General features: G+C 36.4%; 26 protein-coding genes. 11 read left to right on the forward strand and 15 right to left on the reverse strand.

The window, feature by feature from the left end:
• Positions 1–27: 27 nt before the first annotated feature.
• A complete protein-coding gene (rho, locus tag RAH34_RS13250; protein ID WP_306596446.1) occupies positions 28–1,857 on the reverse strand; it encodes a transcription termination factor Rho in 1,830 nt (609 codons plus the stop codon).
• Positions 1,858–2,001: 144 nt separating this feature from the next.
• On the opposite strand from rho, the gene RAH34_RS13255 reads away from it, so the two are divergent.
• From RAH34_RS13255 to RAH34_RS13270, 4 genes are all read left to right on the forward strand, one after another.
• The gene (locus RAH34_RS13255) at positions 2,002–2,391 is read left to right on the forward strand and encodes a DUF4293 family protein (protein ID WP_114819810.1); all 390 of its coding nucleotides are present in this window, start codon (positions 2,002–2,004) and stop codon (positions 2,389–2,391) included.
• Positions 2,392–2,536: 145 nt separating this feature from the next.
• Entirely contained in the window at positions 2,537–3,457 is a 921-nt protein-coding gene (locus RAH34_RS13260) for a M28 family peptidase (RefSeq protein WP_306596447.1), read from the forward strand.
• Positions 3,458–3,689: 232 nt separating this feature from the next.
• A complete protein-coding gene (locus RAH34_RS13265; protein WP_114819809.1) occupies positions 3,690–5,528 on the forward strand; it encodes an ABC transporter ATP-binding protein in 1,839 nt (612 codons plus the stop codon).
• Positions 5,529–5,545: 17 nt separating this feature from the next.
• Positions 5,546–5,893, forward strand: a complete 348-nt coding sequence (locus RAH34_RS13270; protein WP_110008386.1) for a DUF1801 domain-containing protein — start codon at positions 5,546–5,548, stop codon at positions 5,891–5,893.
• A gap of 50 nt (positions 5,894–5,943) precedes the next feature.
• On the opposite strand, the gene RAH34_RS13275 is transcribed toward RAH34_RS13270, so the two are convergent.
• From RAH34_RS13275 to rsfS, 9 genes are all read right to left on the reverse strand, one after another.
• On the reverse strand, positions 5,944–7,746 hold the full coding sequence (locus RAH34_RS13275; RefSeq protein ID WP_306596448.1) for a hypothetical protein: 1,803 nt from the start codon (positions 7,744–7,746) through the stop codon (positions 5,944–5,946).
• Between the two features lie 296 nt (positions 7,747–8,042).
• The gene (locus RAH34_RS13280; protein WP_306596449.1) at positions 8,043–8,363 is read right to left on the reverse strand and encodes a helix-turn-helix domain-containing protein; all 321 of its coding nucleotides are present in this window, start codon (positions 8,361–8,363) and stop codon (positions 8,043–8,045) included.
• Position 8,364: 1 nt separating this feature from the next.
• Complete coding sequence (locus RAH34_RS13285; RefSeq protein ID WP_306596450.1) at positions 8,365–8,778, reverse strand: transposase; 414 nt, start codon at positions 8,776–8,778, stop codon at positions 8,365–8,367.
• A 97-nt stretch (positions 8,779–8,875) separates the two neighbouring features.
• The gene (locus RAH34_RS13290; protein ID WP_306596451.1) at positions 8,876–9,868 is read right to left on the reverse strand and encodes a Two component regulator three Y domain-containing protein; all 993 of its coding nucleotides are present in this window, start codon (positions 9,866–9,868) and stop codon (positions 8,876–8,878) included.
• A 419-nt stretch (positions 9,869–10,287) separates the two neighbouring features.
• Entirely contained in the window at positions 10,288–10,944 is a 657-nt protein-coding gene (locus tag RAH34_RS13295; RefSeq protein ID WP_306596452.1) for a phosphatidylserine decarboxylase family protein, read from the reverse strand.
• Between the two features lie 4 nt (positions 10,945–10,948).
• A complete protein-coding gene (locus RAH34_RS13300; protein ID WP_114819802.1) occupies positions 10,949–11,821 on the reverse strand; it encodes a phosphatidate cytidylyltransferase in 873 nt (290 codons plus the stop codon).
• A 24-nt stretch (positions 11,822–11,845) separates the two neighbouring features.
• Positions 11,846–12,427: an LUD domain-containing protein gene (locus RAH34_RS13305; RefSeq protein WP_165790439.1), complete on the reverse strand. Its 582-nt coding sequence runs from the start codon at positions 12,425–12,427 to the stop codon at positions 11,846–11,848.
• Between the two features lie 136 nt (positions 12,428–12,563).
• Positions 12,564–14,585: an ATP-dependent zinc metalloprotease FtsH gene (gene ftsH, locus RAH34_RS13310; RefSeq protein WP_114819801.1), complete on the reverse strand. Its 2,022-nt coding sequence runs from the start codon at positions 14,583–14,585 to the stop codon at positions 12,564–12,566.
• Between the two features lie 21 nt (positions 14,586–14,606).
• Positions 14,607–14,972 carry a ribosome silencing factor gene (rsfS, locus tag RAH34_RS13315; RefSeq protein WP_047097448.1) on the reverse strand — a complete coding sequence of 122 codons (366 nt, stop codon included), beginning with the start codon at positions 14,970–14,972 and terminating at the stop codon, positions 14,607–14,609.
• Positions 14,973–15,059: 87 nt separating this feature from the next.
• Here rsfS and RAH34_RS13320 point away from each other — a divergent pair, with 87 nt between their 5' ends.
• Entirely contained in the window at positions 15,060–15,773 is a 714-nt protein-coding gene (locus RAH34_RS13320; RefSeq protein WP_306596453.1) for a biotin--[acetyl-CoA-carboxylase] ligase, read from the forward strand.
• On the opposite strand, the gene RAH34_RS13325 is transcribed toward RAH34_RS13320, so the two are convergent.
• The 4 genes from RAH34_RS13325 to RAH34_RS13340 all read right to left on the reverse strand — a co-directional run bounded on the left by RAH34_RS13325 (position 15,767) and on the right by RAH34_RS13340 (position 19,174).
• The gene (locus RAH34_RS13325; RefSeq protein ID WP_114819799.1) at positions 15,767–16,879 is read right to left on the reverse strand and encodes an LptF/LptG family permease; all 1,113 of its coding nucleotides are present in this window, start codon (positions 16,877–16,879) and stop codon (positions 15,767–15,769) included. The genes RAH34_RS13320 and RAH34_RS13325 overlap by 7 nt on opposite strands.
• 7 nt (positions 16,880–16,886) lie before the next feature.
• Positions 16,887–18,017, reverse strand: a complete 1,131-nt coding sequence (gene tgt, locus RAH34_RS13330) for a tRNA guanosine(34) transglycosylase Tgt (RefSeq protein WP_306596454.1) — start codon at positions 18,015–18,017, stop codon at positions 16,887–16,889.
• A gap of 66 nt (positions 18,018–18,083) precedes the next feature.
• Positions 18,084–18,485, reverse strand: coding sequence for a DUF4296 domain-containing protein (locus tag RAH34_RS13335; protein WP_114819798.1), 402 nt, complete (start codon positions 18,483–18,485; stop codon positions 18,084–18,086).
• On the reverse strand, positions 18,458–19,174 hold the full coding sequence (locus tag RAH34_RS13340; protein ID WP_306596455.1) for a polyprenol monophosphomannose synthase: 717 nt from the start codon (positions 19,172–19,174) through the stop codon (positions 18,458–18,460). The genes RAH34_RS13335 and RAH34_RS13340 overlap by 28 nt, the downstream gene beginning before the upstream one ends.
• Positions 19,175–19,416: 242 nt before the next feature.
• Here RAH34_RS13340 and RAH34_RS13345 point away from each other — a divergent pair, with 242 nt between their 5' ends.
• The 5 genes from RAH34_RS13345 (at position 19,417) to RAH34_RS13365 (ending at position 23,804) form a co-directional block, all read left to right on the forward strand.
• A complete protein-coding gene (locus tag RAH34_RS13345) occupies positions 19,417–20,085 on the forward strand; it encodes a DUF4271 domain-containing protein (protein WP_114819797.1) in 669 nt (222 codons plus the stop codon).
• Positions 20,086–20,097: 12 nt separating this feature from the next.
• Positions 20,098–20,838: a uroporphyrinogen-III synthase gene (locus RAH34_RS13350; protein ID WP_034691594.1), complete on the forward strand. Its 741-nt coding sequence runs from the start codon at positions 20,098–20,100 to the stop codon at positions 20,836–20,838.
• A gap of 170 nt (positions 20,839–21,008) precedes the next feature.
• Positions 21,009–23,054 (forward strand): S9 family peptidase, encoded by a 2,046-nt coding sequence (locus RAH34_RS13355; protein ID WP_306596456.1) that lies wholly within the window; start codon positions 21,009–21,011, stop codon positions 23,052–23,054.
• A gap of 10 nt (positions 23,055–23,064) precedes the next feature.
• The gene (locus RAH34_RS13360; protein WP_156106353.1) at positions 23,065–23,424 is read left to right on the forward strand and encodes a four helix bundle protein; all 360 of its coding nucleotides are present in this window, start codon (positions 23,065–23,067) and stop codon (positions 23,422–23,424) included.
• A 41-nt stretch (positions 23,425–23,465) separates the two neighbouring features.
• On the forward strand, positions 23,466–23,804 hold the full coding sequence (locus RAH34_RS13365; RefSeq protein ID WP_120232485.1) for a hypothetical protein: 339 nt from the start codon (positions 23,466–23,468) through the stop codon (positions 23,802–23,804).
• Positions 23,805–23,909: 105 nt separating this feature from the next.
• Here RAH34_RS13365 and RAH34_RS13370 read toward each other — a convergent pair whose 3' ends face one another.
• Positions 23,910–24,401: an SRPBCC domain-containing protein gene (locus tag RAH34_RS13370; RefSeq protein WP_306596457.1), complete on the reverse strand. Its 492-nt coding sequence runs from the start codon at positions 24,399–24,401 to the stop codon at positions 23,910–23,912.
• 201 nt (positions 24,402–24,602) lie between these two features.
• On the opposite strand from RAH34_RS13370, the gene RAH34_RS13375 reads away from it, so the two are divergent.
• Positions 24,603–26,147, forward strand: a complete 1,545-nt coding sequence (locus tag RAH34_RS13375) for a sensor histidine kinase KdpD (protein WP_306596458.1) — start codon at positions 24,603–24,605, stop codon at positions 26,145–26,147.
• Positions 26,148–26,236 lie beyond the last annotated feature (89 nt).

A 26,236-nucleotide genomic window follows, 5' to 3' on the forward strand; every position in this document is an offset into this window, starting at 1 on the left:
AGCCCGGCCTATTAACAATTTAACTTATTATTTATTCATAGACATCAGGAACTCTTCATTATTCAGGGTTCCTTTGATGTTTTTATCTACAAATTCCATCGCTTCTACAGGGTTCATCTCGGAAAGATATTTTCTAAGAATCCACATTCTCTGTGAAGTTACTTCATCAAGAAGAAGATCATCTCTACGGGTACTTGATGCTACAAGATCAATAGCAGGATAAATTCTTCTGTTGGCAATTTTTCTGTCTAGCTGAAGTTCCATGTTACCTGTACCTTTGAATTCTTCAAAGATTACTTCATCCATCTTGGATCCTGTATCAATCAATGCTGTTGCAATGATTGTAAGAGATCCTCCACCTTCAATCTTTCTTGCAGCTCCGAAGAATCTTTTCGGCTTGTGAAGTGCATTGGCATCTACCCCACCGGAAAGTACTTTTCCAGATGCCGGAGTTACCGTGTTATATGCTCTTGCCAATCTGGTGATAGAATCCAGCAAGATGACTACATCATGTCCGCACTCTACCATTCTTTGTGCTTTTGCAAGAACAAGATTGGCAACTTTTACATGTTTTTCAGCAGCTTCATCAAATGTAGAAGCAATTACTTCTGCATTTACGCTTCTTTCCATATCAGTAACTTCCTCCGGACGTTCGTCAATCAGAAGAACCATCATATATACTTCCGGGTGGTTGGCTGCAATAGAATTAGCAATATCTTTAAGCAACATCGTCTTACCGGTTTTAGGCTGTGCAACGATCATTGCTCTCTGCCCCTTTCCGATAGGTGCGAATAAATCTACAATTCTTGTGGATACTGTAGAACCGCTTCCTGCAAGGTTGAATTTCTCTTCAGGAAAAAGCGGAGTAAGATATTCAAAAGCAACACGGTCTTTAATAAATGCAAGATCACGTCCGTTAACTTCTGTAGGTCTTAATAATGAAAAGTATTTCTCACCTTCTTTCGGAAGTCTTACAATTCCTTTTACTGTATCTCCTGTTTTTAAACCAAAATTTCTGATTTGAGCTGTAGAAACATACACATCATCAGGAGAAGAGATATAGCTGAAATCTGAAGAACGTAGAAATCCGTAGTTATCCGGTAAGATTTCCAAAACACCTTCAATACTTACCAATCCATCGAAATTAAATTCTTTTTTATGGTCGTTCTGCTCCTCTGCCTTTTCAGAATGTCTGTTTTGATTCTGATTTTGGTTTTGGTGCTGTTGATGTTGTTGGTTTTGATTTTTATGTTGGTTTCCACTGTTCTGTGGATGGTTGTGTCCTTTTTGGGGTCTGTTAGCCTGTGGTTGTTGAGGATTGTTAGGCTTTTCTTCAGCCTGAACAGGCTCTTGAGGTTCTGTGTTTTTTGGAGTTTCAGTTCTTTCCTGAGATACTTCTGCGTTAGCTGCATTGGTAGAAACTCTTTTTCTTTTCTTTTTTGCCTGGGCAGTTGCTGCTGATTCTTCTGTTACTGTTGCTGCAGCGGTTTCAGCTTTTGGTTCTTCCGGTTTTACTTCTTCAGATGCAGCTACCTTTTCTTCTACTATTTCCTCTGTTTTAGGTTCTACCGGAGCTTTTGCTGGTGCTTTTGGCTTGGCTGCTGTTTTTTTCGGGGCAGCTTTTTTTGCCGGGGCTTTGGCAGGTTTTTCTGCTGGAGCCTCTTCAGTATTTACACTGGCGGTTTCTGTGGCGTTGAAATAATCTTTTGCAACTTTAGGGTTAGAAGCCTGAAAGTCAAGAATAGCAAAGATCTTGTCATTTTCATTGCTGTTTCTTGCAACTTTAACGCCCAAATCTTTTAAGATTTTAGTCAGTTCCGTTACGGATTTTGACCTTAACGTTTCTATGTTAAACATATTTAATGTAAAAATGTAATTAATTGTGAGTAAGAAAAGTAAGTCCGGTGACTTTTGTTTTCAAGTACATTGTATAATGCAAATCTACACTTATTTTTGAATTGTGCAAAATTTATATTATTTTTGCCAAGAATTTAATATTCAATGCTACAGAGAATACAAACAATATGGACTTTATTAGCAGTTTTAGCTGCTGTTTTCCTTTTTATAACAGGACAGGATGTTGTCATTTCAGACAGTATTCCTTTACTTAATATAGGCTGTATAGTACTTGTTATTATCGGAGCATTAAGTATTTTTAGTTTCAAAAACAGAAAAAGACAAATTTTGCTGAATACCATCAGCATCATTATAAACGCTTTGTTGATTGGTGTATTGGCGTACTGGTTACTAAACTTATCCGGAGGAATTCATTTTCCTGAGAAGGGTATTGAGCCGATTTTCCCATTGATTGCGGTGATCTGTCTGCTTATAGCAAACATTTACATCCGTAAAGATGAGAGGCTCGTAAAATCTGTAGACAGACTTCGATAGCCTTACAACGATTTTTTGAGTGAGAACAGCTTCTTTTCAGGAGCTGTTTTTTTTATTTGTCATTCATTCTTAAATTAAATTATGTAAATTCATTGCAACTTTTTGATTAAAAACACGACAGATCATATAATTTTAACAAAAGACAATGAAAAAGCTAACGTATCTTACTTTATCACTATTCTCCATATTTACTTTTGCACAGGAAGTTTCCAAGGAAAGAGTAAAAACAGTTCTTTCCACTCTCGCTTCAGATGAAATGAAAGGCCGTGAAATCGGAACTCAGGAAAATGAAAATGCGGCCAATTATATTGCTAAACTTTTCAAAGAAAATAATCTGGAATACTGTACCGGAAAATCTTATATGGTTCCTTTTGACTACAACGGAAAGACCGTATACAATGTTTGCGGAATCAAAAAAGGAAAATCCGATCAGTATCTGGGCTTCTCAGGACATTTTGACCATATCGGGACCAGTGATAAAAGCGGAGACAATATTTATAACGGAGCAGATGATGACGCGAGCGGAATCACAACTCTGGTAGGTATCGCCGATTATTTTAAAAACAAAAAACCTGAATTCTCTATGGTGTTCATGGCATTCAATGGAGAAGAAAAAGGAATGCTGGGTTCAAGAGCGATTTCCACCGATAAAAATCTGGATCACATTTATAATAAAATGACAGCCCTTTTCAATTTTGAAATGGTTGCTACAGAATCTCAATGGGGAAAAAATGCATTATATATGACAGGAGACGGATTCTCTGATCTTGATGAGCTTTTCAATCAAAATGCAGTAAACGGATTAAAAATCAATGCGGATCCCTATGCAAAACAGCAGCTATTCTACCGTTCAGACAATGTAAGCTTTGTCAAAAAGAAAATCATTGCCCATTCATTTTCTACGGTGGATATGACCAAAGCGTCTCATTATCACCATGAAAATGATGACATCAACGTTGTAGATTTTGATAATATGACGCAGATCATCAATAATTTGGGTAAAACACTGGATAAACTGAGTCCTAAAAATTTTGCTCCTAAGTATAATGACCAGGTGAAATTTTAAGTGAAATAATAAAAAACTGCTGTTTCAGCGGTTTTTTTTATTAAACAGCAATACCTTACGACCTCCCTTCTTAAGCCCTATTCAGGTTTATTTTATTCAAAAAAATAAAGCTTCATAGCGCTGAGTTGTAACAAAAAGACTCTTTTTGAAACTTATCCGGTAAAGTAAAACAGGATTAAGAACGTCTTATCTTTTAATTTTACGTAATTTTGCTATCCAATTTTTTCATTGAATGAACCAATATATTAAAATACTAAAGTTCGCAAGACCTCACCAAAAATACATCTACGGAAGTTTGTTTTTCAATCTTATGTATTCTGTATTTCAGATTGCTTCGTTAGGGACTATTCTACCTGTTCTGGGAATGCTTTTCGGAACCATTGAGGCTAAAAAATACAGCCATCCCCCGGTGTATTCGGGAGAAATTTTAGATTTTTTCTCCTACGCAAAAGAATATGCCAATTATTATGTTCAGAGTTTAGTAACCCAATATGGAGCACTTAACGTTTTGGCGTGGTTGTGTGTAGTAACAGCTTTTATGTTTTTGCTGAGAAACCTTTTCAGATATTTAGGTTCATTTTTACTGATCAATTATCGTGTAGGGGTTACCAAAGACCTTCGTGGAGCAATGTACAGAAAGATTCTTGCTTTACCTGTTTCCTTTTTTACAGAAAGCAGAAAGGGAGATCTGATGTCCCGTATGTCCAATGACGTGGGTGAAGTTGAAGGTAATATTTTAGGAAGTTTAGTTGAATTAATCAATGCACCTTTCATGCTGATCAGTACATTGGTTACGCTTTTCTTTTTAAGTACAGAAATGACGCTTTTTTCTCTTTTAGTATTGCCTGTCATGGGAACCATGATTGCTTTAATAGGAAAAAGCCTGAAAAAAGATTCTCACCAGGCTCAAAATGAGATGGGAAATATTTTCTCGATTGTAGATGAAACACTAAAATCTACAAAGGTGATTAAGATTTTCAGTGCAGAAAAAATAATGGACAACCGTTTTATGCAGTCTATGCAGAAATGGATCAACAGTTCAATAAATTTAGGTAGAAAAAAGGAACTGGCATCGCCTATGAGCGAATTTTTAGGATCGGTGACGTTCTTAATTATCGCCTGGTACGGTGGAAAACAAATTATTGTAGAGCAAAGTATTTCACCTGCTGATTTCTTGGTTTTCCTGGGTATTTTCTTCCAGATTTTACCTCCTGTGAAAAGTTTATCTCAATCTATTTCGAATGTACAGAAGGGTGAAGCTTCTCTTGAAAGAGTTTTAGCCATTCTGGATGCCGATGTGAAAATTGATGAAGTACCCAATCCTGTTTCTATTTCCACATTAAATCATTCTATCGAATTTAATAATATTGGTTTTTATTACGATAAAGATCATACGATTCTTAAAAACTTCTCCCTTTCTATTCCAAAAGGGAAAACGGTTGCTCTTGTTGGGCAAAGTGGAAGTGGTAAAACAACGATTGCCAATCTTTTAGCAAGATTTTATGATGTTTCGGAAGGAGAAATTCTGATTGACGGAACAGATATCAAACATTTAAAATTACAGGAATACCGTAAGCTATTGGGCATGGTAACCCAGGAATCAGTATTATTCAATGATTCCGTTTACAATAATATTCTGATGGGTAAACCTGATGCCACCAGAGAAGAAGTGATTGCAGCCGCTAAAATTGCCAATGCAGACGCATTTATCACCACACTCCCTGAAGGATATGATTCCAATATCGGAGATGACGGAGGTAAACTTTCCGGAGGTCAGAAACAAAGGGTTTCTATTGCCAGAGCGGTATTGAAAAACCCACCTATCATGATTCTGGATGAAGCAACCTCGGCACTGGATACGGAATCTGAAAGATTTGTACAGGATGCGCTGGAGAAAATGATGGAAAACAGAACTTCTTTAGTGATTGCCCACCGTCTTTCAACCATTCAGAAAGCAGACTGGATTGTAGTAATGGAAAAAGGTGATATCGTGGAACAGGGAACTCACCACGATCTGATCGCAAAAAGAGGAATGTATCACAAGCTTGTCGAACTTCAAAACTTCGACTAATCTTTAACTGAATTAAAATGAACCCTATACAAGAGTATTTCTACAGAATCGAAGAGCCTGAAAGAAGTACTCTTTTATTTTTGCGTGATACGATCTTAGCTTCAGATCCGGAAAATATTACAGAAACATTCAGTTTCGGGCTTCCGTTTATCAAATACAAAAAGAAAATGCTGTGCTATTTCTATTACAGCAAAAAATATAAAAAACATTACCTAAGTTTTTATCATGGTGACCGGCTTGATTATCCTGAATTGATCCAGGACGGCAGAAAGAAGTTTAAAATCCTTCTTATTGATATGGAAGAGGATATTCCTGTAGAATTCATATTAAACCTTGTACAGGAAGTTAAAAGACATATAAAATAAAAAACTGCGGCACGAATAATCGTGCCGCAGTCATCTTTAAAAACCTTTTATCATTGTGTGTTTATTCCGTTAAATTCTGCCTGCTTAATTGCCCAGGCAATCATATTCGCAAAGAGGATTGAATTCTGAACCTGCATTCCTCCTGTTGTATAGCCATTTCCTGCATAGCCATAAGAAGACTTCTGAACCGGGAAATATCCTCCTGAGCTTGGTGCTACAAAAGGCTCAATGGTATTACTTGAATACTGATTCCCATTAGCATTTTCATTACTTAGAAAGCCGCCATCACCAAACCATACAAAATTTAGACTTGTATTTCTTAGTCCTGAAATTCCTGTTCTGGTAGTTGTACTGTTGATAGGCTGTGCATAACTGTATGGAACAAATCCACTTGTCAGTCCTGAAATATTTACTGTGGTAGAAGCATCTTCACCCCAGTTTTTCCCTCTTACATCTCCAAATGGTCCGTTAAGGATAGGATCATCAGAATTGGTAAGCGCATACACAGAACCTGCACCGCCTCCATAAGATGCTGAAATGGTAGGATCAGAGAATATCCCTCTGAACAGGTTCTGTGCAGTACCCGTATCATCTGTCATCGCAATGACAACTCCTTTTTTATTAAGGTAGGAAGCAATATACCCTGCATCTGTAGCATTAGGTGTATAGTTGTAGCCAATGACAACAATATCCGGCTTATTATTAAGCGCTGTCTGAAGGGCTGTTGATGATGGGGAATTTCCTAAAGAAGTATGGGTAAACCCTTCATATTTAACAATACTGGAAGCAGCGGTACCGAAATTTGTGGGAGAATCCATCAGACTTCTGGAGGGACCGGTATAGGCGCTATAACCGTACGCTGTTTCTAATCCGATATGGAGAACCGTTTTTTTAGGAATAACAACCACTACATTTACAGAACATGTTGTAGATACTCCTCCCTGGCTGTCGGAAGTAATTGTAATTGTTTTCACCGATGTAGAGGTTGGTGTTCCTGTTCCTCCTAATGTAATATTCTGATTTCCTGTAGACGTAAATGTACCTGATCCACTGAAGGAAATTCCGTCAACGGTATTGGTAGTAATCGTGTAACTTCCCAATGCCGAAACGTTCACAGGTAAGGTAATTGTATTCGAAGCTGTTAGAGCTGTCCCCACTTTGTATACTCCATTTACTGTTGCAGTTCCACAGCTCATGGTATAGGTACCTGCAGGGCTCAGCACCGTAATAGATATAGCTGGAGTACAAGTTACTTCAGTTCCGTTGGCTTCAAGAGCAACATTATCTGTCTGAATATTCTGGGGAGTTCCCTGTCCCGGAATCTGTATCGTTTGTGTTCCGGTATTCAGAAACACTCCGCTTCCATAGAAGTTGTATCCGTTTGCGGTGGTTCCGGAAATGATATAATTACCGGGTTTTGTCACATTCACGGCAATGCTCAGATAATTGGAGTTGGCAAGCTCTTTTCCTTTTACATAGCTTCCCATTGCTTTTGAAGTGGAACAGTCTATAGTAAAAACAGATTTACCCAATTGTCCGCAGACACTTTTCCATTCGTTATCCGCAAGGCTCCAGTAATTGAAACAGTCTTCTGTGGTGTTGTAAATAGTCAGGCCGTCATCTTTGGACTGATTAATTGTAATGGCATTTCGCTGCGCTTCAGTTAATCGGGGAATAAGTACACCTTTGTTATTATTTCCTGAAACAACATCCAAAACGGAATTGGAGTTCGGCGTTGTAGTATTAATCCCTACTGCACCATTATTGGTCTGAGAAAAAGATTTTCCAAAAACAAAGAGCATTGCTATGAGCAGCAATTTGATTGGAGGCATTGTAAATTTTGTTTCCATCATTGTATAAGTTATAATTGTTTGATAATTAAAAATTTTAACCACGACATTTAGCTTCCACAAAATTATCAACGACAGACGATTACAGATTAATTTCCGCTACGCAATACTACTCATGCGTAGTAAAACTCACAAAACACCAGTAACTTATCATAACATCAGACACAAATAAAAAAGTTGAGTTATTACACAAAACCCAACCATATATTCAAAAATAAAATCAAAACAGGATAAAATCAATTCTTTCTTATGTAATAGAAAAAAATAAAACAATTAGATTAAACAGAATACAACACTTTTTATGATTTAAAAATGGTTTTCCATTTGGCAATGGTATTTCGGCTTATCTTAAAATGATGACTCACCTGAACATTGGTCAGTCCATTTCTTTTTTGATAACTGAGAATTCGAAGAATAGATTCCCGATCATAGGACCGGAGCTTCTGATTATTAAGGCCAACTTCATATTCAGCCTCTCCAAAAATCAGCTGATTAAATTTCAGAATATCATAAGCTGAATGCAATGTTTCCAGCTTAAGCCTTATGACTGCATCCCGTAATTTTTCAGGAAACTTTTCTTCAAGAATATCGGTATAAATCTGCTTGTAATCAGGAATCATCTTATATTTTTTTCATCCATTTATATAAAGTGGTCTTGGGTATTTTATACCGTTCCATAACATCCTTGGCCGTCATTGTCCCGGTTTCTATTTTATCAAGAATAAAATTTTTAACCTCTTGTGTATAAATGCTTTTTCTGAAAACAAGCGTATTTTTGTTTTGACAGAATTCATGATCAATTCTTGACTGCGGCGCATACAAAATCAGATGTCCTGTATAGAACCGAAAGAAATCGAATTTTAAAAGCTTACACCATTTCAACAGAACATCGGTATCCATACTTTTAGCATGATACATCCTCTCTACTTCGTCTTCCGGCCTGTTTAAAAATCGGGAAATCCTTTCTGTTGAAATCTGATGTTCTTCTACTTTGGACCTGATCAGACTTCCAATATGAATGCTCTTAATATTCATCACAGTATTTTTAAGTAAAAATATCGACAAGAAACTCAATAAATATCATCTGACACTACTCAACACTACGTATGAGTAATAAAAACCGGAATTTTATTTAAATTTTAATCAGAAAGCTGTTGATATTGATGTCTGAGGAAATATTGAGCTTTTTCCGGATTCTGTACTTTTTACTTTCTACAGCCCGAATACTGTTATTGGTACACTGTGCGATTTTTTTGGTATCAAAATCAAGCTTCATCAACGCACAGAAATAGAGTTCAGAATGGATAAGGTTAGGATTTATTTTTAAAATATCAGGAATAAAGTGGGGGAAAAACACCTGGAATTTTTCAAAAAATATAGGCGAATTGTTTTCCGCTAAATTTAAAATTTCCTGAATGTTTTCTTCTGACAGGTGATTGATCAGCATCTGATGCTTCATGAGTTCTGCGTTGGTTTTTACCAGATCCTTGATCGTAGAATCTTTTTCTTTTTTATCAGAAATCAATCCATGAATCAATGCATCTTTCTGGGTAATAAACACAATATCCATAAGGAAAGAGGCCACGGAAAATAAAATATTCAACAGCTTTATTGTTTTAAAATCTTCTTTTTCTATGAATCTGCTTTTTGGAAGAAAAGAAAAATCAAAATACAGACATGCAATAAAATTAACACTTATAATAAAAGTAATGAAAAAGATGGCGAAAGAATCTTTTTTATAGTTCAGAAAGAATGGAACAGCAAACAGAAGACAAAAGTAAAAGTACTCTACTCCAGCGTTTTTGTAAGTATAAATATTAAAAAAATTTACGATAAATGTGAGTAAAACAAATATTCCGATAATGGAAGGTTTTAAAACCTTTCTGAACCGTTTGGTCTTTCCTTTGATAGCCATGAGAAACAGCCAGAAAAATGTAATAATAGTAAGAAATATGGAGATCAGCATATCCCCGAAAAAAGTAATAATAAAAATAGAATAAAACAGGAATATGAAAAACAATAAAAGCAAATACCGGTTAATAAGATGAAGATAACTGCTTTCAAAATCATCATCCATATTCTCAGCTTCGTCGTTGATCACCTTAAAGAAAAACTTATAAATCATCTTGTTGTTTTTTTATGCTCTCACAAGCTTAAGTTGGCATTCGTACTCCTGAAAGTATAAATTTCCCAATATTAACAGCCTTTCATGCAAAATAAAAAATCTACAAAACGAAATGTATAGTCTTCTTCAGCATTAAAAAGGATATGATTAAGGTGTTTCTCGTTACAATTTATTAAAATTATCAAATGAAATACCATTTTTGACAATAAATTAAGAAGCATTTACCTCAGATCACTTAAAAGCATGAGCTTGTGTTTTTAAGCATGCAAAATTATTGATCTCAACGTAAAAGCATTCATCATCCGATACGCAATATTACTCATGCGTAATTTAAACTTAAAACACTCAATCGAGGTACTCTGCCAAATAAAAAAGAGAGCTTTTATAGCCCTCTTTTGATTTTATATACGATAAGAATATTAATTTTCTTTCAATTTGGCGATTACATCCTCACCTCCTTTTGTAATATCTCCGATTTTACAGATAATCTCGGTATCCAAAGGCAGGAATACATCCATTCTGGAACCGAATTTAATAAATCCGAACTCATGTCCGGCTTTTGCTTTATCGCCTTCATTACAATAGAAAACAATTCTTCTTGCAACATATCCGGCGATCTGTCTGAAAACTACTTTATGATTAGTCATCGTCTGCACAGCTACCGTAGTTCTTTCGTTCTCTGTAGAAGACTTTTCATGCCATGCTACCAGATATTTGCCGGGATGATATTTTTTGTAAATCACTTCTCCCGAAACCGGATATCTGCAGATGTGAACATTGAGAGGAGACATAAAAATAGAAACCTGGATAGCTTTTCCTTTTATGAATTCATCCTCTTCCACTTCTTTAATCATTACTACTTTTCCGTCCACCGGAGCAATAACATTTTCTCTGTGATCAAGAATATTACGATCCGGAACTCTGAAGAACCAGAAGACTAAAGCGTAAATAACCAGCAAAGGCATAATGATCACCAGTGACCATATTTCAAGGAAATAAATTGCTAAAGCACCCAGAATAATAAAAAGCAGGGTTGCAACGGTAATTGTTCCTTTGGATTCTCTATGTAATTTCATGAGACTAAATAAATTTTTCTAAAATAAAGTACAAATATACGACAGGAACGCAGATAATAAAACTATCCAGTCTGTCTAAAACTCCTCCATGCCCGGGAATAATGTTTCCACTGTCCTTTACACCGAAGTTTCTCTTCAATTGACTCTCCACCAGATCTCCTAAAGGAGCAAAGGCAGCAATCAAAAATCCTACTACCATCCAGTTTCCTCTCAGCTCAGGCTGATACTGTTCGATAAAGTAGGATAAAACCAATGTTAAAACAACACCTCCGGCATACCCTTCCCATGTTTTTTTAGGGGATATTTTAGGAGCCATTTTATGTTTACCGAAGAATTTTCCTACCAGATACGCAAAGGTATCACTACTCCAGATCAGGATAAACAGGAACAGAACTTCCAGAGAAAAGGTTCCATTATAAGTGGAGAACTTGGGCAGTCCTAATGCAAAACTGAACGGAAGAGCCACATAAATAACAGTAAAAATAAGTTTCCCACTGTCGAAGTATAATTCGTTGGGATATTTGAATAGAGTAACCACAGCAATCCCGATAAGTGCCAGTGCCAGTATTTCACTAAGCCTGAAATCAAAAAAGAAATCGTGATTAAAATATCTTTTGGAAAACATGTAGAATATAAAAATAACCAATGGATATACGACCCATTTTTCATAGCCGTTTCCAAACTTCATGATTTTGACACATTCCCATGTTCCTACAATCAGCAGCAGGCTCATTAATCCATGATAAAGATACTGTTGCTTGATAAGACCAGGTGCAATACTGTTCAGCAGCTGTGCTCCCAACGGAGTAGAACAAAGAATAATGATAGCTACATAAACGATACCTGACAGGGTTCTTTGAATGAGATTTTTGTCCAAAATTTAAAATTTAGAAGTGGTTGCTTAATCTTCAAGCAGCAATAAAAACAGTTTTGTATTGGAATTGGAAGAACTGTCCATTTTTGACTGGCTTCCGCTTATGGAAGTAAGGTTCTTGATATTTCCGTTCCTTTTTATTTTCCCCATAGCGTCATTCAGATTGTTTACAATCTGAGAAACATTGGCGATGATGATAATTCTATCGGGAAGCCTTGAAGAATGATAATGAAGAATATTATTATGTGAAAGCATGATTCTGCCGTCATAAGCGATCAGATATTCACAGGTGATGAATGCGGCGTCATTAGACGGCTGTAGTTCTGAAGTATAGGTAGACTTCACAACGTTCAAAAAGTTCTGAAGTTCTTTATCCCAGCAAAAAAGATTGTGGATACCTTCTATTTTGATAATTTGATTTAAAGTTTGTAGAGCCTCCGCTTCATCTGCACAATAATTAAAAAATCCCCCTGAATGCGTAAATAATTGCGCAAACTTATAGTCAAGATCCGCATTTTTCAGCGAATCCCCAAGCTTCTCCAGGCTCTGTTTGTCCTCTTCTTCAGGCTGGTTGGTAAGTTTGCTTACAATCCTCTTGAATAAATTCAACTTAATCTATTTTTAGTCAACTTTATACAAAAATAGAAAATAAATTACAATAGTGTCCAAAATATCTCCTTAAATATGAAAAAACCTGACAATTTTACAGTTGTCAGGTTTTTATGAATTTTATTTTTTAAGAATTCTAAAGCTGTGTTGGGCTTTCCGGAGCCTGTATTTCGCTTTCTTCTTCTTTTTCTTTGATCTGAGGTGTTTCCACTACTACCGGCTGATCTTTTTCAGGAATAGTATTGGTTACAGGCTTCTCTGTCAATTCAGGATCCCATGCTCTCTTTCCGAATATTTCTTCTAAGTCTTCACGGAAGATCACTTCTTTTTCCAGCAGTTTGCTGGCTAAAGCATCCAGCTTGTCTTTATTATCAGCAAGAATTCTTACTGCTCTCTCATACTGGTTTTCGATGATGGATTTGATCTCTGCATCAATCTTGGTTGCCGTTTCTTCAGAATATGGTTTTCCGAAATTGTACTCAGACTGGCCTGAACTGTCATAGTAAGAAATATTACCGATATTCGGGCTTAATCCGTAGATCGTTACCATAGCCTGAGCTCTCTTCGTTACTGTTTCCAGGTCAGAAAGTGCTCCTGTAGAGATATTGTTAAAGATTACCTGTTCTGCTGCTCTACCTCCTAATGTTGCACACATTTCGTCCAACATCTGTTCCGTAGTGGTAAGCTGTCTTTCTTCAGGAAGGTACCATGCTGCTCCCAGTGAACGTCCTCTAGGAACGATCGTCACTTTTAAAAGTGGAGATGCGTGTTCTACCAACCAGGAGATCGTAGCGTGCCCTGCTTCGTGGTAAGCCACTCTTCTTTTTTCAGAAGGTTTGATTGCCTTATTTTTCTTTTCAAGACCACCGATGATTCTGTCCACAGCATCAAGGAAATCCTGTTTTGTTACTGAAGTATGGTTATTTCTTGCTGCGATAAGTGCTGCTTCGTTACAAACGTTGGCAATATCTGCTCCACTGAATCCGGGAGTCTGTTTGGCAAGAAACTCTCTGTCTACATTATCATCAAGTTTGATCTTTTTCAAGTGAACATCAAAGATCTGTCTTCTTTCGTGAAGCTCCGGAAGGTCTACATAAATAGATCTGTCAAAACGTCCTGCTCTCATCAAAGCTTTATCAAGGATATCCGCTCTGTTGGTTGCTGCCATTACGATAACGTTGGTATCTGTTCCGAAACCATCCATTTCAGTAAGAAGCTGGTTTAATGTATTTTCTCTTTCGTCGTTTCCGCCGGAGAAATTATTTTTCCCTCTCGCACGTCCGATAGCATCAATCTCATCAATGAAGATAATGGCCGGAGATTTCGCTTTAGCCTGAGCAAAAAGGTCTCTTACTCTGGAAGCTCCTACCCCAACAAACATTTCAACGAAATCAGAACCTGAAAGTGAGAAAAACGGAACTTTAGCTTCCCCTGCAACAGCTTTCGCCAATAAGGTTTTACCAGTTCCCGGAGGCCCTACTAAAAGAACTCCTTTAGGAATTTTACCTCCCAGTTTTGTATATTTTTCAGAGTTTTTCAAGAAATCCACAACTTCCTGAACTTCTTCTTTTGCTCCTTCCAATCCTGCAACATCTTTAAATGTTACCTGAATTCTTTCTTTTTCGTCAAAAAGCTTTGCCTTAGATTTTCCGATTGAAAAGATCTGTCCGCCAGGGCCTCCGCCACCGCCCATCTTTCTGAAAAGAAGGAAGTAGAATAATCCCAGAATAGAAATCCAAACCAATGCAGGAACTAAGATGTCCATTAATGCACTCTTACCTGTACCGTAATCTTTAGTTGTTTTAATAACCGGATTGCTGGCTTTGACCTGTTCAAATTTCTGAAGGAAAAGTTGAAGATCTCCGTATTTCACAGAAAAATCTGCTTTAGGAGCCATTTCGAAGGCAGAAAGAGGGTTGTTTTCTTTTCCGGCTTTGGAAACCATTGCCGATTTTGCTTCTTTTGTTAGGAAAACATCAGCTTTCTCTATGTCTTTGTATATAATTATATTCTGGACTTTACCCGCCTGCATTTCTCTAAAGAAACCATCTTCATCAATAGATTTTGCTGCATCACCTCCAAGGAAATTGGAGCCAAAGAATAGCAAAAGAGCTACGATTGCAATAGGAAAGAACCAGTTGAATCCTTTATTATTCATTTAGACTTTTTAAAATTTTTATTATTCATTTTCAATTCTGGTAATGACTGCGTCACCCCAAAGTTCTTCTATGTCGTAGTACTCACGTACCTGTTTCTGGAATATATGAACCACCACTGAAACATAATCCACCAAAACCCACATTGCATTTTCAGTACCTTCTACGTGCCAAGGTCTGTCCTGTAGTTCGTTTCTTACTTTCTTCTCTACACTTCCTGCCAATGCAGCTACCTGTGTATTTGAGTTTCCGCTACATATCACGAACGTTTCTGCTACTGAGTTTTCGATGTTGGAAAGATCAAAGATCATAATGTCTTCTCCTTTTACATCCTGGATAGCTTCAACGATTTTATCTATTAACGCTTGTTTTTCTGCTGTTTTATTCATTAAAAAAATACTATAATCTGCAAATTTATTGTTTTTTCTTTACTTTAACCTTACTTTTACCCTCTTAATCTCTTAAAGTTTTCTTAAATGAGCCAACTCTTCTACCTGAAAGAATGTTCTTCTACTAATGACGAAATATCAAAGTTTTTACTTTACGGAGATTCAAATTTTATAGGACTTCATACTTTTAATCAAACTAAAGGCCGTGGTCAGTATGGAAATATCTGGACTCAGACTGCCGGAAAAAATCTGGCTTATACGCTGGCAGTGAATATTCAGAACATCCTGTGCTCCGACTTTATGTTCAATTATTATACCGCAATGGTGATCCGGGATTTCCTTGCCAAATTGTCTGACTCTGAGGTGAAAATCAAATGGCCGAATGATATTATCCTTAAAGGTAAAAAAATCGTTGGAATTTTAATAGAAAAGAAAAAAATTAATCAAAATAATTATTTCATCATCGGAGCCGGGATCAATATTCTTCAGGAAGATTTTGATGAAATATCCAATGCAGGTTCACTTCTGACACAGACAGGAATACAGTTTGACCTGGAAGATCTTGCATTCAACCTTCATGAATATTTGTCTGAAAGGCTTAAAAACATACCTTCAGATCAGGAAATTCTGGATGGATTTAATAAAAACCTTTTCAGAAAGGATCAGATCTCAGTATTTGAAATTGAAAAAGCGCGACAAAATGGCATCATCCGACATGCAGACGAAAAGGGTGAACTCTGGATCGAACTGGAAGACGGAATGCGTTCTTTTTACCACAAAGAAGTAAAACTCCTTTACTGATTGGCTCTCTTGATATACAAATAAAGAGTAAGCGGTAAAAACACCATATTAGGCAGCCACATGGCTACAGCCGGAGACAAACTTTTATTTTCCGAAACCACTTTTAATGCTTCGAATGAAAACACGAAAATAAAGGCCAATGAGATCCCTATGGCGAGGTTAACTCCCAATCCTCCCCTTTTCTTTTGTGATGACAGGGAGAGTGCCAGGAATGTCAGAATAATGATTGAAACAGGCATGGAAGTTCTTTGGTGAAGCTCATTCAGGTAAGAATTCAGGTTGCTGTTTCCTCTTTCTTTTTCTCTTTCGATAAATTTTAAAAGTTCGGGAGTGGTTTTATTTTGTCCCAAAAGTTCGTTAGGGAAAAGTTCTTCCGGCGAATGGCCGTAGTTTTTTCTTAATTCTATTCCGTTACCGAGTTTTTCAGTATTATCTTTATTGATTGTTTTTTCCAGATAGTTATTTAAGACAAACTGTTTTTTGGTTTTATCCCAGTATACTTCACTTGCCTTTAGCTCATAGATCATTTTTCTGTCTTTGTCATACTTCTGATAGACAAAACTAGAACCTCTTTTTTCTCTTTTATTCCATGAGTCAACGAAAATATATTCCGTTTTACTCAGCTGTGAAGAAGCAGGAGCTGTTCCTAAAATCTTTTCTTTATTGGCCGCGTTATACGTATAGGCTTCCAGTTCATTTTTCTTGATATTGGCCCACGGCAGCACCATATGATATACCACAAGAGCAATCAATCCGATAAAAATAGAGGTTACCAGATAGGGCTTGGAAAACCTGTGAAAACTGGCTCCACTACTGATAATAGCAACAATTTCTGTATTATTTGCCATTCTGGAGGTAAAATAAATCACCGAAATAAATACCAGAATGGAAAGGAAGGTCACCACAAGATTGATAATCCAGAAAGGATAAAAATGGATAAGAAAATAGGTCAGATCCAGTTTCGGGTCAATGGCCTTGGCATTTTCTATCCTTGGAATCTTCTGCTGAACATCGATTACCAATACGACTATAGACAATAGCACCAACATGAAACTAAAAGTTCCAAGGTATTTTTTAATGATATATCTGTCTACAATTTTAAGCATATTTTTCTTACAGTCTTTGTCTGAGAACCGGTACTACAGAGTTTTTCCATTCGTAGAAATCTCCTGCCATAATATGTTCTCTGGCTACCTTTACTAAATCAAGGTAGAATGCCAGGTTATGAATCGAAGCAATCTGTTTTGCCAGATATTCTTTAGATACAAACAGGTGTCGAAGATACGCTTTTGAATATTCACGATCTACAAAACTGGTCCCGAATTCATCCAGAGGCGAAAAATCGCGTTTCCATTTTTCATTTTTAAGGTTCATCACCCCTTGCCATGTGAAAAGCATTGCATTTCTTGCATTTCTTGTTGGCATTACGCAATCCATCATGTCAATTCCCAACCCGATAGATTCCAGGATATTCCACGGAGTTCCTACTCCCATCAGGTATCTTGGTTTTTCTTTTGGAAGGATGTCTGTCACTTCATCAGTGATTCTGTACATTTCTTCTTCAGGCTCTCCTACCGAAAGTCCTCCGATCGCATTTCCTTCTGCTCCTGCTTCAGAAATCACTTCTGCAGAAATTTTTCTAAGATCGGAATAGGTAGATCCCTGAACAATAGGGAAAAGCCTTTGTTTATGTCCGTATAATTCAGGATTATCATTCGTCCATTCAATACATCTTTTCAGCCAACGGTGGGTAAGCTCCATCGATGATTTCGCCTGGTTGTAGTCACAAGGATAAGGAGTACATTCGTCAAAAGCCATGAAAATATCGGCTCCGATCTGTCTTTGGATTTCCATTGATCTTTCCGGAGAGAACATGTGATAGCTTCCGTCGATGTGAGATTTGAATCTCGCACCTTCTTCGGTCATCTTTCTGTTGCTTGCCAATGAAAACACCTGAAAACCTCCTGAATCGGTAAGAATTGGAAGGTCCCAGTTCATGAATTTGTGTAAACCACCTGCATCCTGCATTGTTTCCATGCCAGGACGAAGGTATAAGTGATAAGTATTTCCCAGAATAATCTGAGCTTTAATGTCTTCTTTTAATTCTCTCTGATGAACTGTTTTCACACTTGCTACAGTTCCCACAGGCATAAAAATAGGAGTTTGAATCTTCCCGTGATCTGTGGTAATTTCCCCTGCTCTTGCTTTTCCTTCAGAGGTTTTTTCTATATTAAAAAATTTCATCTCTATACTTGTTTATACACTGTTTTACCAGTGATTTTTTGTATCGCAGAAACTTTTGTGTCTATTTTACCTTACTATAGGCATTACAGCACCATTCTGTTTCAGCTTATCCTTTACATATTTATCTGCTTTGGGATCTTTTTTCAGCAGTATTTCCTGCGCATCATTGGCAATCCCATCCATTTCTTCTTTAATCACATAATATTTGAAACTGTCTACAAAATCATCCGGTTTTACCTTATGTGATTTCAAAACAGCCCTTGTCCCTGCTTCCATATTTTTGTCAGGATATACAAAAATAGCCTGATCGTTGATCGCAAGATCGGCAATGATTTCTGCCATCATCCCTTTATCGATCAGATTTTTAGGCTTATCAATATAACCATCGCACGAAAACAGGCCCAGCAAAACGAAAATAAAGAGTAGCTTTTTCATCAGTTTCATAATCTGTTGATGATTGATTTCCATTTTAAGTTCAGCACTCCAAAAACAGCTTCATGGATAATTCCACCATTCATTTTGCTTTCTCCCAGAATTCTGTTGGTAAATATAATAGGAACTTCTACAATTCTGAAACCTTTTTTAAATGCTCTGAATTTCATTTCAATCTGAAATCCGTATCCTTTCAGTTTCACGTTATCCAATCCTATTTCTTCCAGTACTTTTCTTGAAAAGCATACAAATCCTGCTGTCGTATCATGAATTGGAAGTCCTAATACAAACCTTACATATTTGGATGCAAAATAAGAAAGCAGAACTCTTCCCATTGGCCAGTTCACTACATTCACTCCTTTTGAGTAACGGGAACCGATGGCCATATCTGCATTTCTGCATGCTTCAAAAAGTTTCGGCAGATCGTTAGGATTGTGTGAAAAATCAGCATCCATTTCAAAAATATAATCGTATTTATTTTCGATGGCCCATTTAAACCCATGAATATATGCCTTTCCCAATCCGTCTTTCACGTGTCTTATTGACAAGTGCAGATAATGCGGATGTTTCTTCTGCAATTCTTTTACAATTTCTGCAGTTCCGTCAGGAGAAGAATCATCTACTACCAAGATATGAAAGTCATCCTCCAATGCAAAAACCGCGGAAATAATATTTTCAATATTTTCCTTTTCGTTATATGTCGGGATGATGACGAGTTTTTTCATTTCAGTTTGCAAAGATAGTTTATTTAACCTTTTTATTTTATACAAAATAATCTATAATTTTGCAAAAATATTTCTCGGGGATTAAGCGGATGAAACAGAAACTTTTATTCAACAGATCTGAACAATACGTAAAATCGATGAGAGCAAATATTTTAACTGCAGAATCACGGATCTTGTGACAGGAAAATCTGTGCCGGGCTGTGTTATCTGAAGTTAAATAATAAATAAAAAAAACTTAAATTTTGCCATCATCACAACACTTCATCAATCACGTAAGAATACCTGAGAACAATGATTGGGTAATCTTTATCCTTGTGGGCTGTATATTTTTATATGTTTTTATGATGAACGTCATAGAAAGGGATGCCAGCCTTAAGGATTTTCTGCTTCAGAAATATTTTGATGCAAGCAACAACCTTCCCAGCTGGATCATCACGTCCTGTGTAACGACACTTACTCTGTCTGTATTAATTTCACAGTATGTTCCAATAGTACCGAAATATATTGCAGATCTTCAGCTTCTGGGGTATCAGCTTAATAAATTCGGGTATACTTTTCTGGCAGTGCTGCTTTTTTATTTAACAAAATCAACATTAGGATTTCTATTTTACCAAAGTATAGGGGATGGAAAAAAATGGACTATTTTTTATTTTACCTCCACAAAATTTTATTTCATTCTTTCATTTTTGCTAATAATTCTTTGTGTAGCCCACTATTACTTCCCGATAGACAGAAATAAAATGTTTTTATATTATTTCTGCTTCTTCGCTTTTGTATTCATTTTCAAAGTCTTTTTCTATTTATTTCACAAGAACAAGATTCTTCCCGAGAAATGGTATTATAAATTTTTGTATATTTGCACCCTCCAAATCGCACCATTATTATTGCTTTGGAAGTTGTTATTTTTTTAATAAAAGTCAATGATGAGAATAAAGTCTATATTGGTTTCTCAACCAGCGCCTAGTGAGTCTTCTCCATATCTGGATATAGCGAAGAAGGAAAAAATAAAGATTGATTTCCGTCCATTTATCCACGTCGAAGGGGTTGACAATAAAGAGCTCAGAACACAGAAAATAGATCTGACGCAGTATACCGGTATTATTTTTACCAGTAAAAATGCGATTGACCATTACTTCAGACTCGCGGAGGAATTGCGTTTTGCTGTTCCGGATACCATGAGATATATCTGCCAGTCGGAAGCAATTGCCAACTACCTTCAAAAGCATATTGTGTACAGAAAAAGAAAAATCAGCTTTGGGGAGAAAAACTTCTCAGACCTGCTTCCTCTTTTCAAAAAATTCCCAACTGAAAAATATCTGTTGCCATCTTCAGATGTTTTGAGTCCGGATATTGTAAAAACCATGGATGCATCTAATGTAGACTGGACAAGAGCAATTATGTACCGCACCGTATGCAGCGACCTTACAGATATCAATGTCAAAGATTATGACATGCTGATTTTCTTCAGTCCGCAGGGAATCAAATCGCTACAACAAAATTTCCCTGACTTCAAGCAGGATGAAACAAAGATCGGAGTTTTTGGAAACACGACTCTGGCAGCTGCAGAAGAAGCGGGTTTAAAAGTAGATTTAATGGCACCTACGAAGGAAACTCCTTCTATGACAATGGCCCTTGAAAAGTATATTAAAGCCCTTCATAAATAGGCTTTAATTATAAAAATACTACCAACCATCTTTTCAATAAAGGAAAGATGGTTTTTTTTTACCTAAATTTGAACAAAAATTAATATTGAAAGGATTTCTGCTTAAATTACTTACTTTCAGAAGAAAAAGCATAAGAACATTCTATTCAGTAAAAAAATAAAATACCCCGGATGAAAGCTCCACAGGCAAAAAAAATAGAAAAAATACTAGAAATCCACGGCGATATAAGAACCGATAATTACTTTTGGCTGAATGAAAGGGAAAACCCTGAAGTGATCCAATATATTGAGGAAGAAAATGCCTACGAAGAATTCATCATGAAAGATACGGAAGCCCTTCAGGAAGAGCTTTTCGAAGAGATGAAAGCCCGTTATAAAAAGGACGATGAGTCTCTGCCTTATTTCTTTAATGAGTACTGGTATATTGTGCGTTATGAAGAGGGCAAAGAATATCCTATCTTCTGCAGAAAGTACAAAAGCCTTGAGAATGATGAGGAAATTGTACTTGACGTTAATATTCTGGCAGAAGGCAAGGAGTTTTTTGAAGTAGGAAGTGTAGCAGTAAGTCCCAATAACGAACTGGCCTCTTTTTCTTCTGATGATGTAGGAAGAAGAATTTACACGCTTAATTTTAAAAACTTAAAGACCGGTGAGATTTTGCCAGATACTATTCCTAATACGACAGGAAAAGCTGTTTGGGCGAATGATAACCAGCATATTTTTTACATCAGAAAAGACAAAAGCCTTCGTGCATTTCAGGTATACAGACATAAGCTGGGAACAGATTCTGCAGAAGATGTACTGATCTTCCACGAAGAAGATGATACTTTTGATGTTAATGTATTTAAGACAAAATCGTTACAATATATTTTCATTGCAAGCTCAAGCACTATTTCTGATGAACATCGTTTTATCCCTTCTGATAATGTATTTGCAGAATGGACAGTGATCCAGCCAAGAATAGATGACCTCGAATACTCGGTAGAACATTATGAGGATGAGTTTTATATCATTACCAATGCCGATGATGCGATCAATTTCAAGATTGTAAAGACAAAGATTGATAACTGCGGTATGGAAAACTGGATTGATGTTATTCCACACCGTGCAGAAGTTTTATTGGAAGGTTTTGAAATCTTTAAAGATTATCTGGTTCTTGAAGAAAGAGAAAGAGGATTACTTCAGATCAAAATCATTGATGAGAAAACGCAGGAGTCTTATTACTTACCTTTCTCGGATCCTACTTATACAGCTTATATCGGGATCAATCTGGAATTTGATACAGAAATTTTACGTTACGGTTACACCTCTCTTACACAGCCAAGCTCCACTTATGAGTATAACATGAAGGACAAGACTACAAAGCTGTTGAAACAACAGGAAGTTTTGGGTGGAAAGTTTGTTCCTGAAAATTATATTTCAGAAAGAATCTGGGCAGACTCCAGAGATGGAAAGACAAAAGTTCCTATTTCTTTAGTGTATCATAAAGATACCAAAAAGTCTGCTGACACTCCGCTTCTTCTGTATGGATATGGAAGTTACGGACACACTGTTGATGCCAGCTTCTCGAATGTAAGATTATCTTTACTGGACAGAGGTTTTATTTATGCTATTGCCCATATCCGTGGTGGAGAATATTTGGGAAGAGAATGGTATGAAGACGGCAAAATGCTGTTTAAGAAAAATACATTCTTTGATTTTATTGACGCCGGAAAATACTTAATTAAGGAAAATTATACTTCATCAAAACACATGTATGCGATGGGAGGAAGTGCCGGAGGTCTATTGGTAGGTGCTGTGGTGAATTATGAACCTCAGTTATTCAACGGAATTGTGGCACAGGTACCATTTGTAGATGTTGTTTCGACGATGCTTGATGATACAATCCCTTTGACAACCGGAGAATATGATGAATGGGGAAATCCAAATGACGAGGAATATTATCATTATATGAAAGACTATTCTCCTTATGATAATGTAGAAGCTAAGGATTACCCTCACATGCTGATCACTACAGGATTCCATGATTCTCAGGTACAGTATTGGGAGCCTGCAAAATGGACAGCAAAACTGAGAGAATTAAAAACAGATGATAATATTTTAGTCTTCAAAACGGACATGAGCTCAGGTCATGGAGGAGCAAGCGGAAGATTTGAATCTCTGAAAGAGGACGCATTAGAATATGCATTCCTGTTGAAAATAAATGATAATTCATAAATGATAAATGATGGATAGTCCAGATTATAACACAATTTTTGCTTTTAAAACAAAGCAGCTAGCCATCATGATTATTAAAGAATTTTCTAAACTTCCACATAATGAAGCCTTTTCTGTGATCAGAAAACAAATATTTCGGTCTTCTACTTCTATGGCTGCTAATTATAGAGCTATGTGCAGAGCAAGATCAAAAGCTGAGCGGTTTTCTAAAATATCTATCGTGATTGAAGAAACTGATGAAACTTTGTTTTGGCTTGAAATGTTAGAGGAACTGGAATATGTTCAAAAAGAAATTATAGCAGATATAAAAATAAAGACTGAAGAAATACTGAAAGTAACTTCTTCCTATAGAAAAATGCTAAAGAACTAACTTTATCATTGATCAACTATCATTTATCATTTAAATATATTATGAACGAAGCTGAATACTGGAAAAAAATAGAACAATTCTTTGAAGACAATTTCCAGACGGAGAAGAACCCACCCATTGAAACCCTTTTATTTCTGATAGGGTTACAGGAATTGGGAAGCGGCCAGCAAAAATATACGAAAGAAGACAAAGTAAATCTGATTCATATTGCAGTCTGCAGATTGCTTGAACCTTTTGGATATTATAAATTTACCCATTATGAAGACGGATGGCCCCACTTTGAAACTGTGGAAGAGCTTCCGGAACTCAAACCTAATGAGCAGACTTTGCTTATGAAAAAGGCAATTATCCAATACTTTCAGGAAGAAGAGCTTTTATAAAGCCTGGAGTTTTGAAGAATAAAGCAGGAAGTTAATTCCTGTTGATAAATAAAAAGAGGGTTTTCCAATGGAAAATCCTCTTTTTTATAATTTTTATATTCACATTTATCCAATCAATTCTTCCAGTTGATTCAGTCCCATTTTAAATCCTTCTTCAAATCCCATATCCATAAGCTTTTTCATAATTTCAGGAGAATGGTAATGGATATTGATGGTTACTTTAGTTCCTTCTTCCACTCCGGTAAAGCCGATCAGCCATTTTGACCTTGGAAAATCTTCATTGACATTCCCTTTTTCATCGGAAAAGGCACTCATCCAGTCCAGGCTTCTGTGTTCTGTAATTTCTCCGTATTGAGTTTGAGAATACATAGGTCCTTTTTCTCCGTTTGGTCCTACCATGGTATACATCCAGATGCCTCCTTCCTTGAAATCCTGAGTTACCGTTTCACATTTCCACGGTTTAGGTCCCCACCATTGATCCAATAATTCGGCTTCTGTAAAATGCTTCCACACTGTTGAAACATCAGCCTTATAAATCTTCATGACATAAGCGCTGGACGCATCAAAATCTTTGTTGAAAATGATATTAGATTCCATAAATATTTATTTTTAATAAAGTTAGCACTTTATTTATTGAAAGGGAGTTTTCATATGACAACTAAAATAAAATTCATAAATAATTGTTAAAAAACACTCTTTTAAGAAAAAAAAAACAATTTTTTGGCTCGTTTTTTGTTTAGGTACTCTTAAAACAATTAATTTTAACATTCATTTTTCCAAAACCTATATAATTAAATAATGAATAACAAATTCATCCCAATAATTTCAGTGTTTATGACAATCTCACTGATTGTCTTCGTAACGCTCCAATTTTATTGGTTGAAAGGCTATTACGGCGTACTGGAACAGGATTTTTCAAATAAAGTGTATGCGGTTTTGGAAAGTACTTCAAAAAGTATTGAAGAGATAGAAGCTGACAAATATCTGAACCAGGATTATAAAGATTTCAGAAAAAATATTCTGGCAAACAGCAAACAACCGTCTTTAACTACAATCCAACAAGTGGAAGACTCTGGTACTCAAAGACAGATTATTTACTCCAAAAATATTATTGAAAAAACGCAGCTTCCGATTTCCCAAAAAGGAGATTCTATTAAGCTGACGACTTTGTATACGGATGAAGCGGCTTACAAAATAAAAAGAGACACCACCAATCGCGAACTTTTAACGCAAGATATCAATCAGGAGATTGAAACAGGAGATTACTCCATGAAAGAGTTTGTGAAAGTATATGGAAATAACCTTCCTATTACTAAAAGAGTGGATCCGAAAACATTGGACTCTGTTATTGCCAAAGAACTTAAAATACGAGGCATTACGGCCAAGTTCGGCTATGGGGTTCTGGATCGTAATAATAAACTTACCAGTATTGCCAATAAAGCTTACAAAGAAAAGAAAGACAGCAATACTTACAGCTTTCCTCTTTTTGCCGATAAGAAGAATACGTTATACAGCCTTGCCCTGGTATTTCCTAAAAAAGAATATTCTCTGGCGATGAACAACTGGCCGATGTTGTTAGGAACATTTCTTTCCCTCCTTACCATTCTTGGAATTTACATTATTTCCATCAATTATATGATGAGGCAGAAAAAGCTTGCTGAAGTGAAAACAGACTTCATCAACAACATGTCCCACGAGTTTAAAACACCACTGGCAACCATTTCTGTAGCCACAGACTCTTTGGCTAATGATAAAATTGCCACCAATCCGGATAAGGTAAAATACTATTCCGAACTGATCAAGCAGGAGAACTTAAGGATGAAAAAGCAGGTTGAAAATGTACTAAACATGTCCAAGCTTGAAAGAAATGAAGTAGAATTATTTTTGAAAGAGACCAACGTAAGGGAGCTCATCAAAAAGACAACAGAATCTTTCAATCTGATTGTACAGCAAAGAAACGGAACGCTTACGCAGAAGTTTACTGCCACTCAGTATAATTTTAAAATAGATGAATTCCACATCTCCAATATGTTGGTGAACTTACTGGACAATGCCAATAAATATTCTCCGGAAGCACCGGAAATACATGTGGAAACAAGAAATGAGGGACAATGGTATGTGATTGAAATTTCCGATAAAGGAATGGGAATGGATACCCAGAATAAAACCAAAATTTTCGAAAAATTCTTCAGGGAAGAAACCGGAAATATTCACAACGTAAAAGGACAGGGATTAGGTCTTTCTTACGTGAAGAAAATTGTAGAACTGCACAAAGGACAGATTATTGTGGACTCTCATAAAGGAAAAGGAAGTACGTTCACGATAAAGCTGCCAATGAGCTAGAAAATAAATGATAGATGATAATCGATGAATGAAAAAACTTCTGCTTCACATCAATTATCAATGATCATTCATCAATTATAAAGTTAAAC

Source organism: Chryseobacterium sp. WLY505, from assembly GCF_030846215.1.
GTDB lineage: Bacteria > Bacteroidota > Bacteroidia > Flavobacteriales > Weeksellaceae > Chryseobacterium.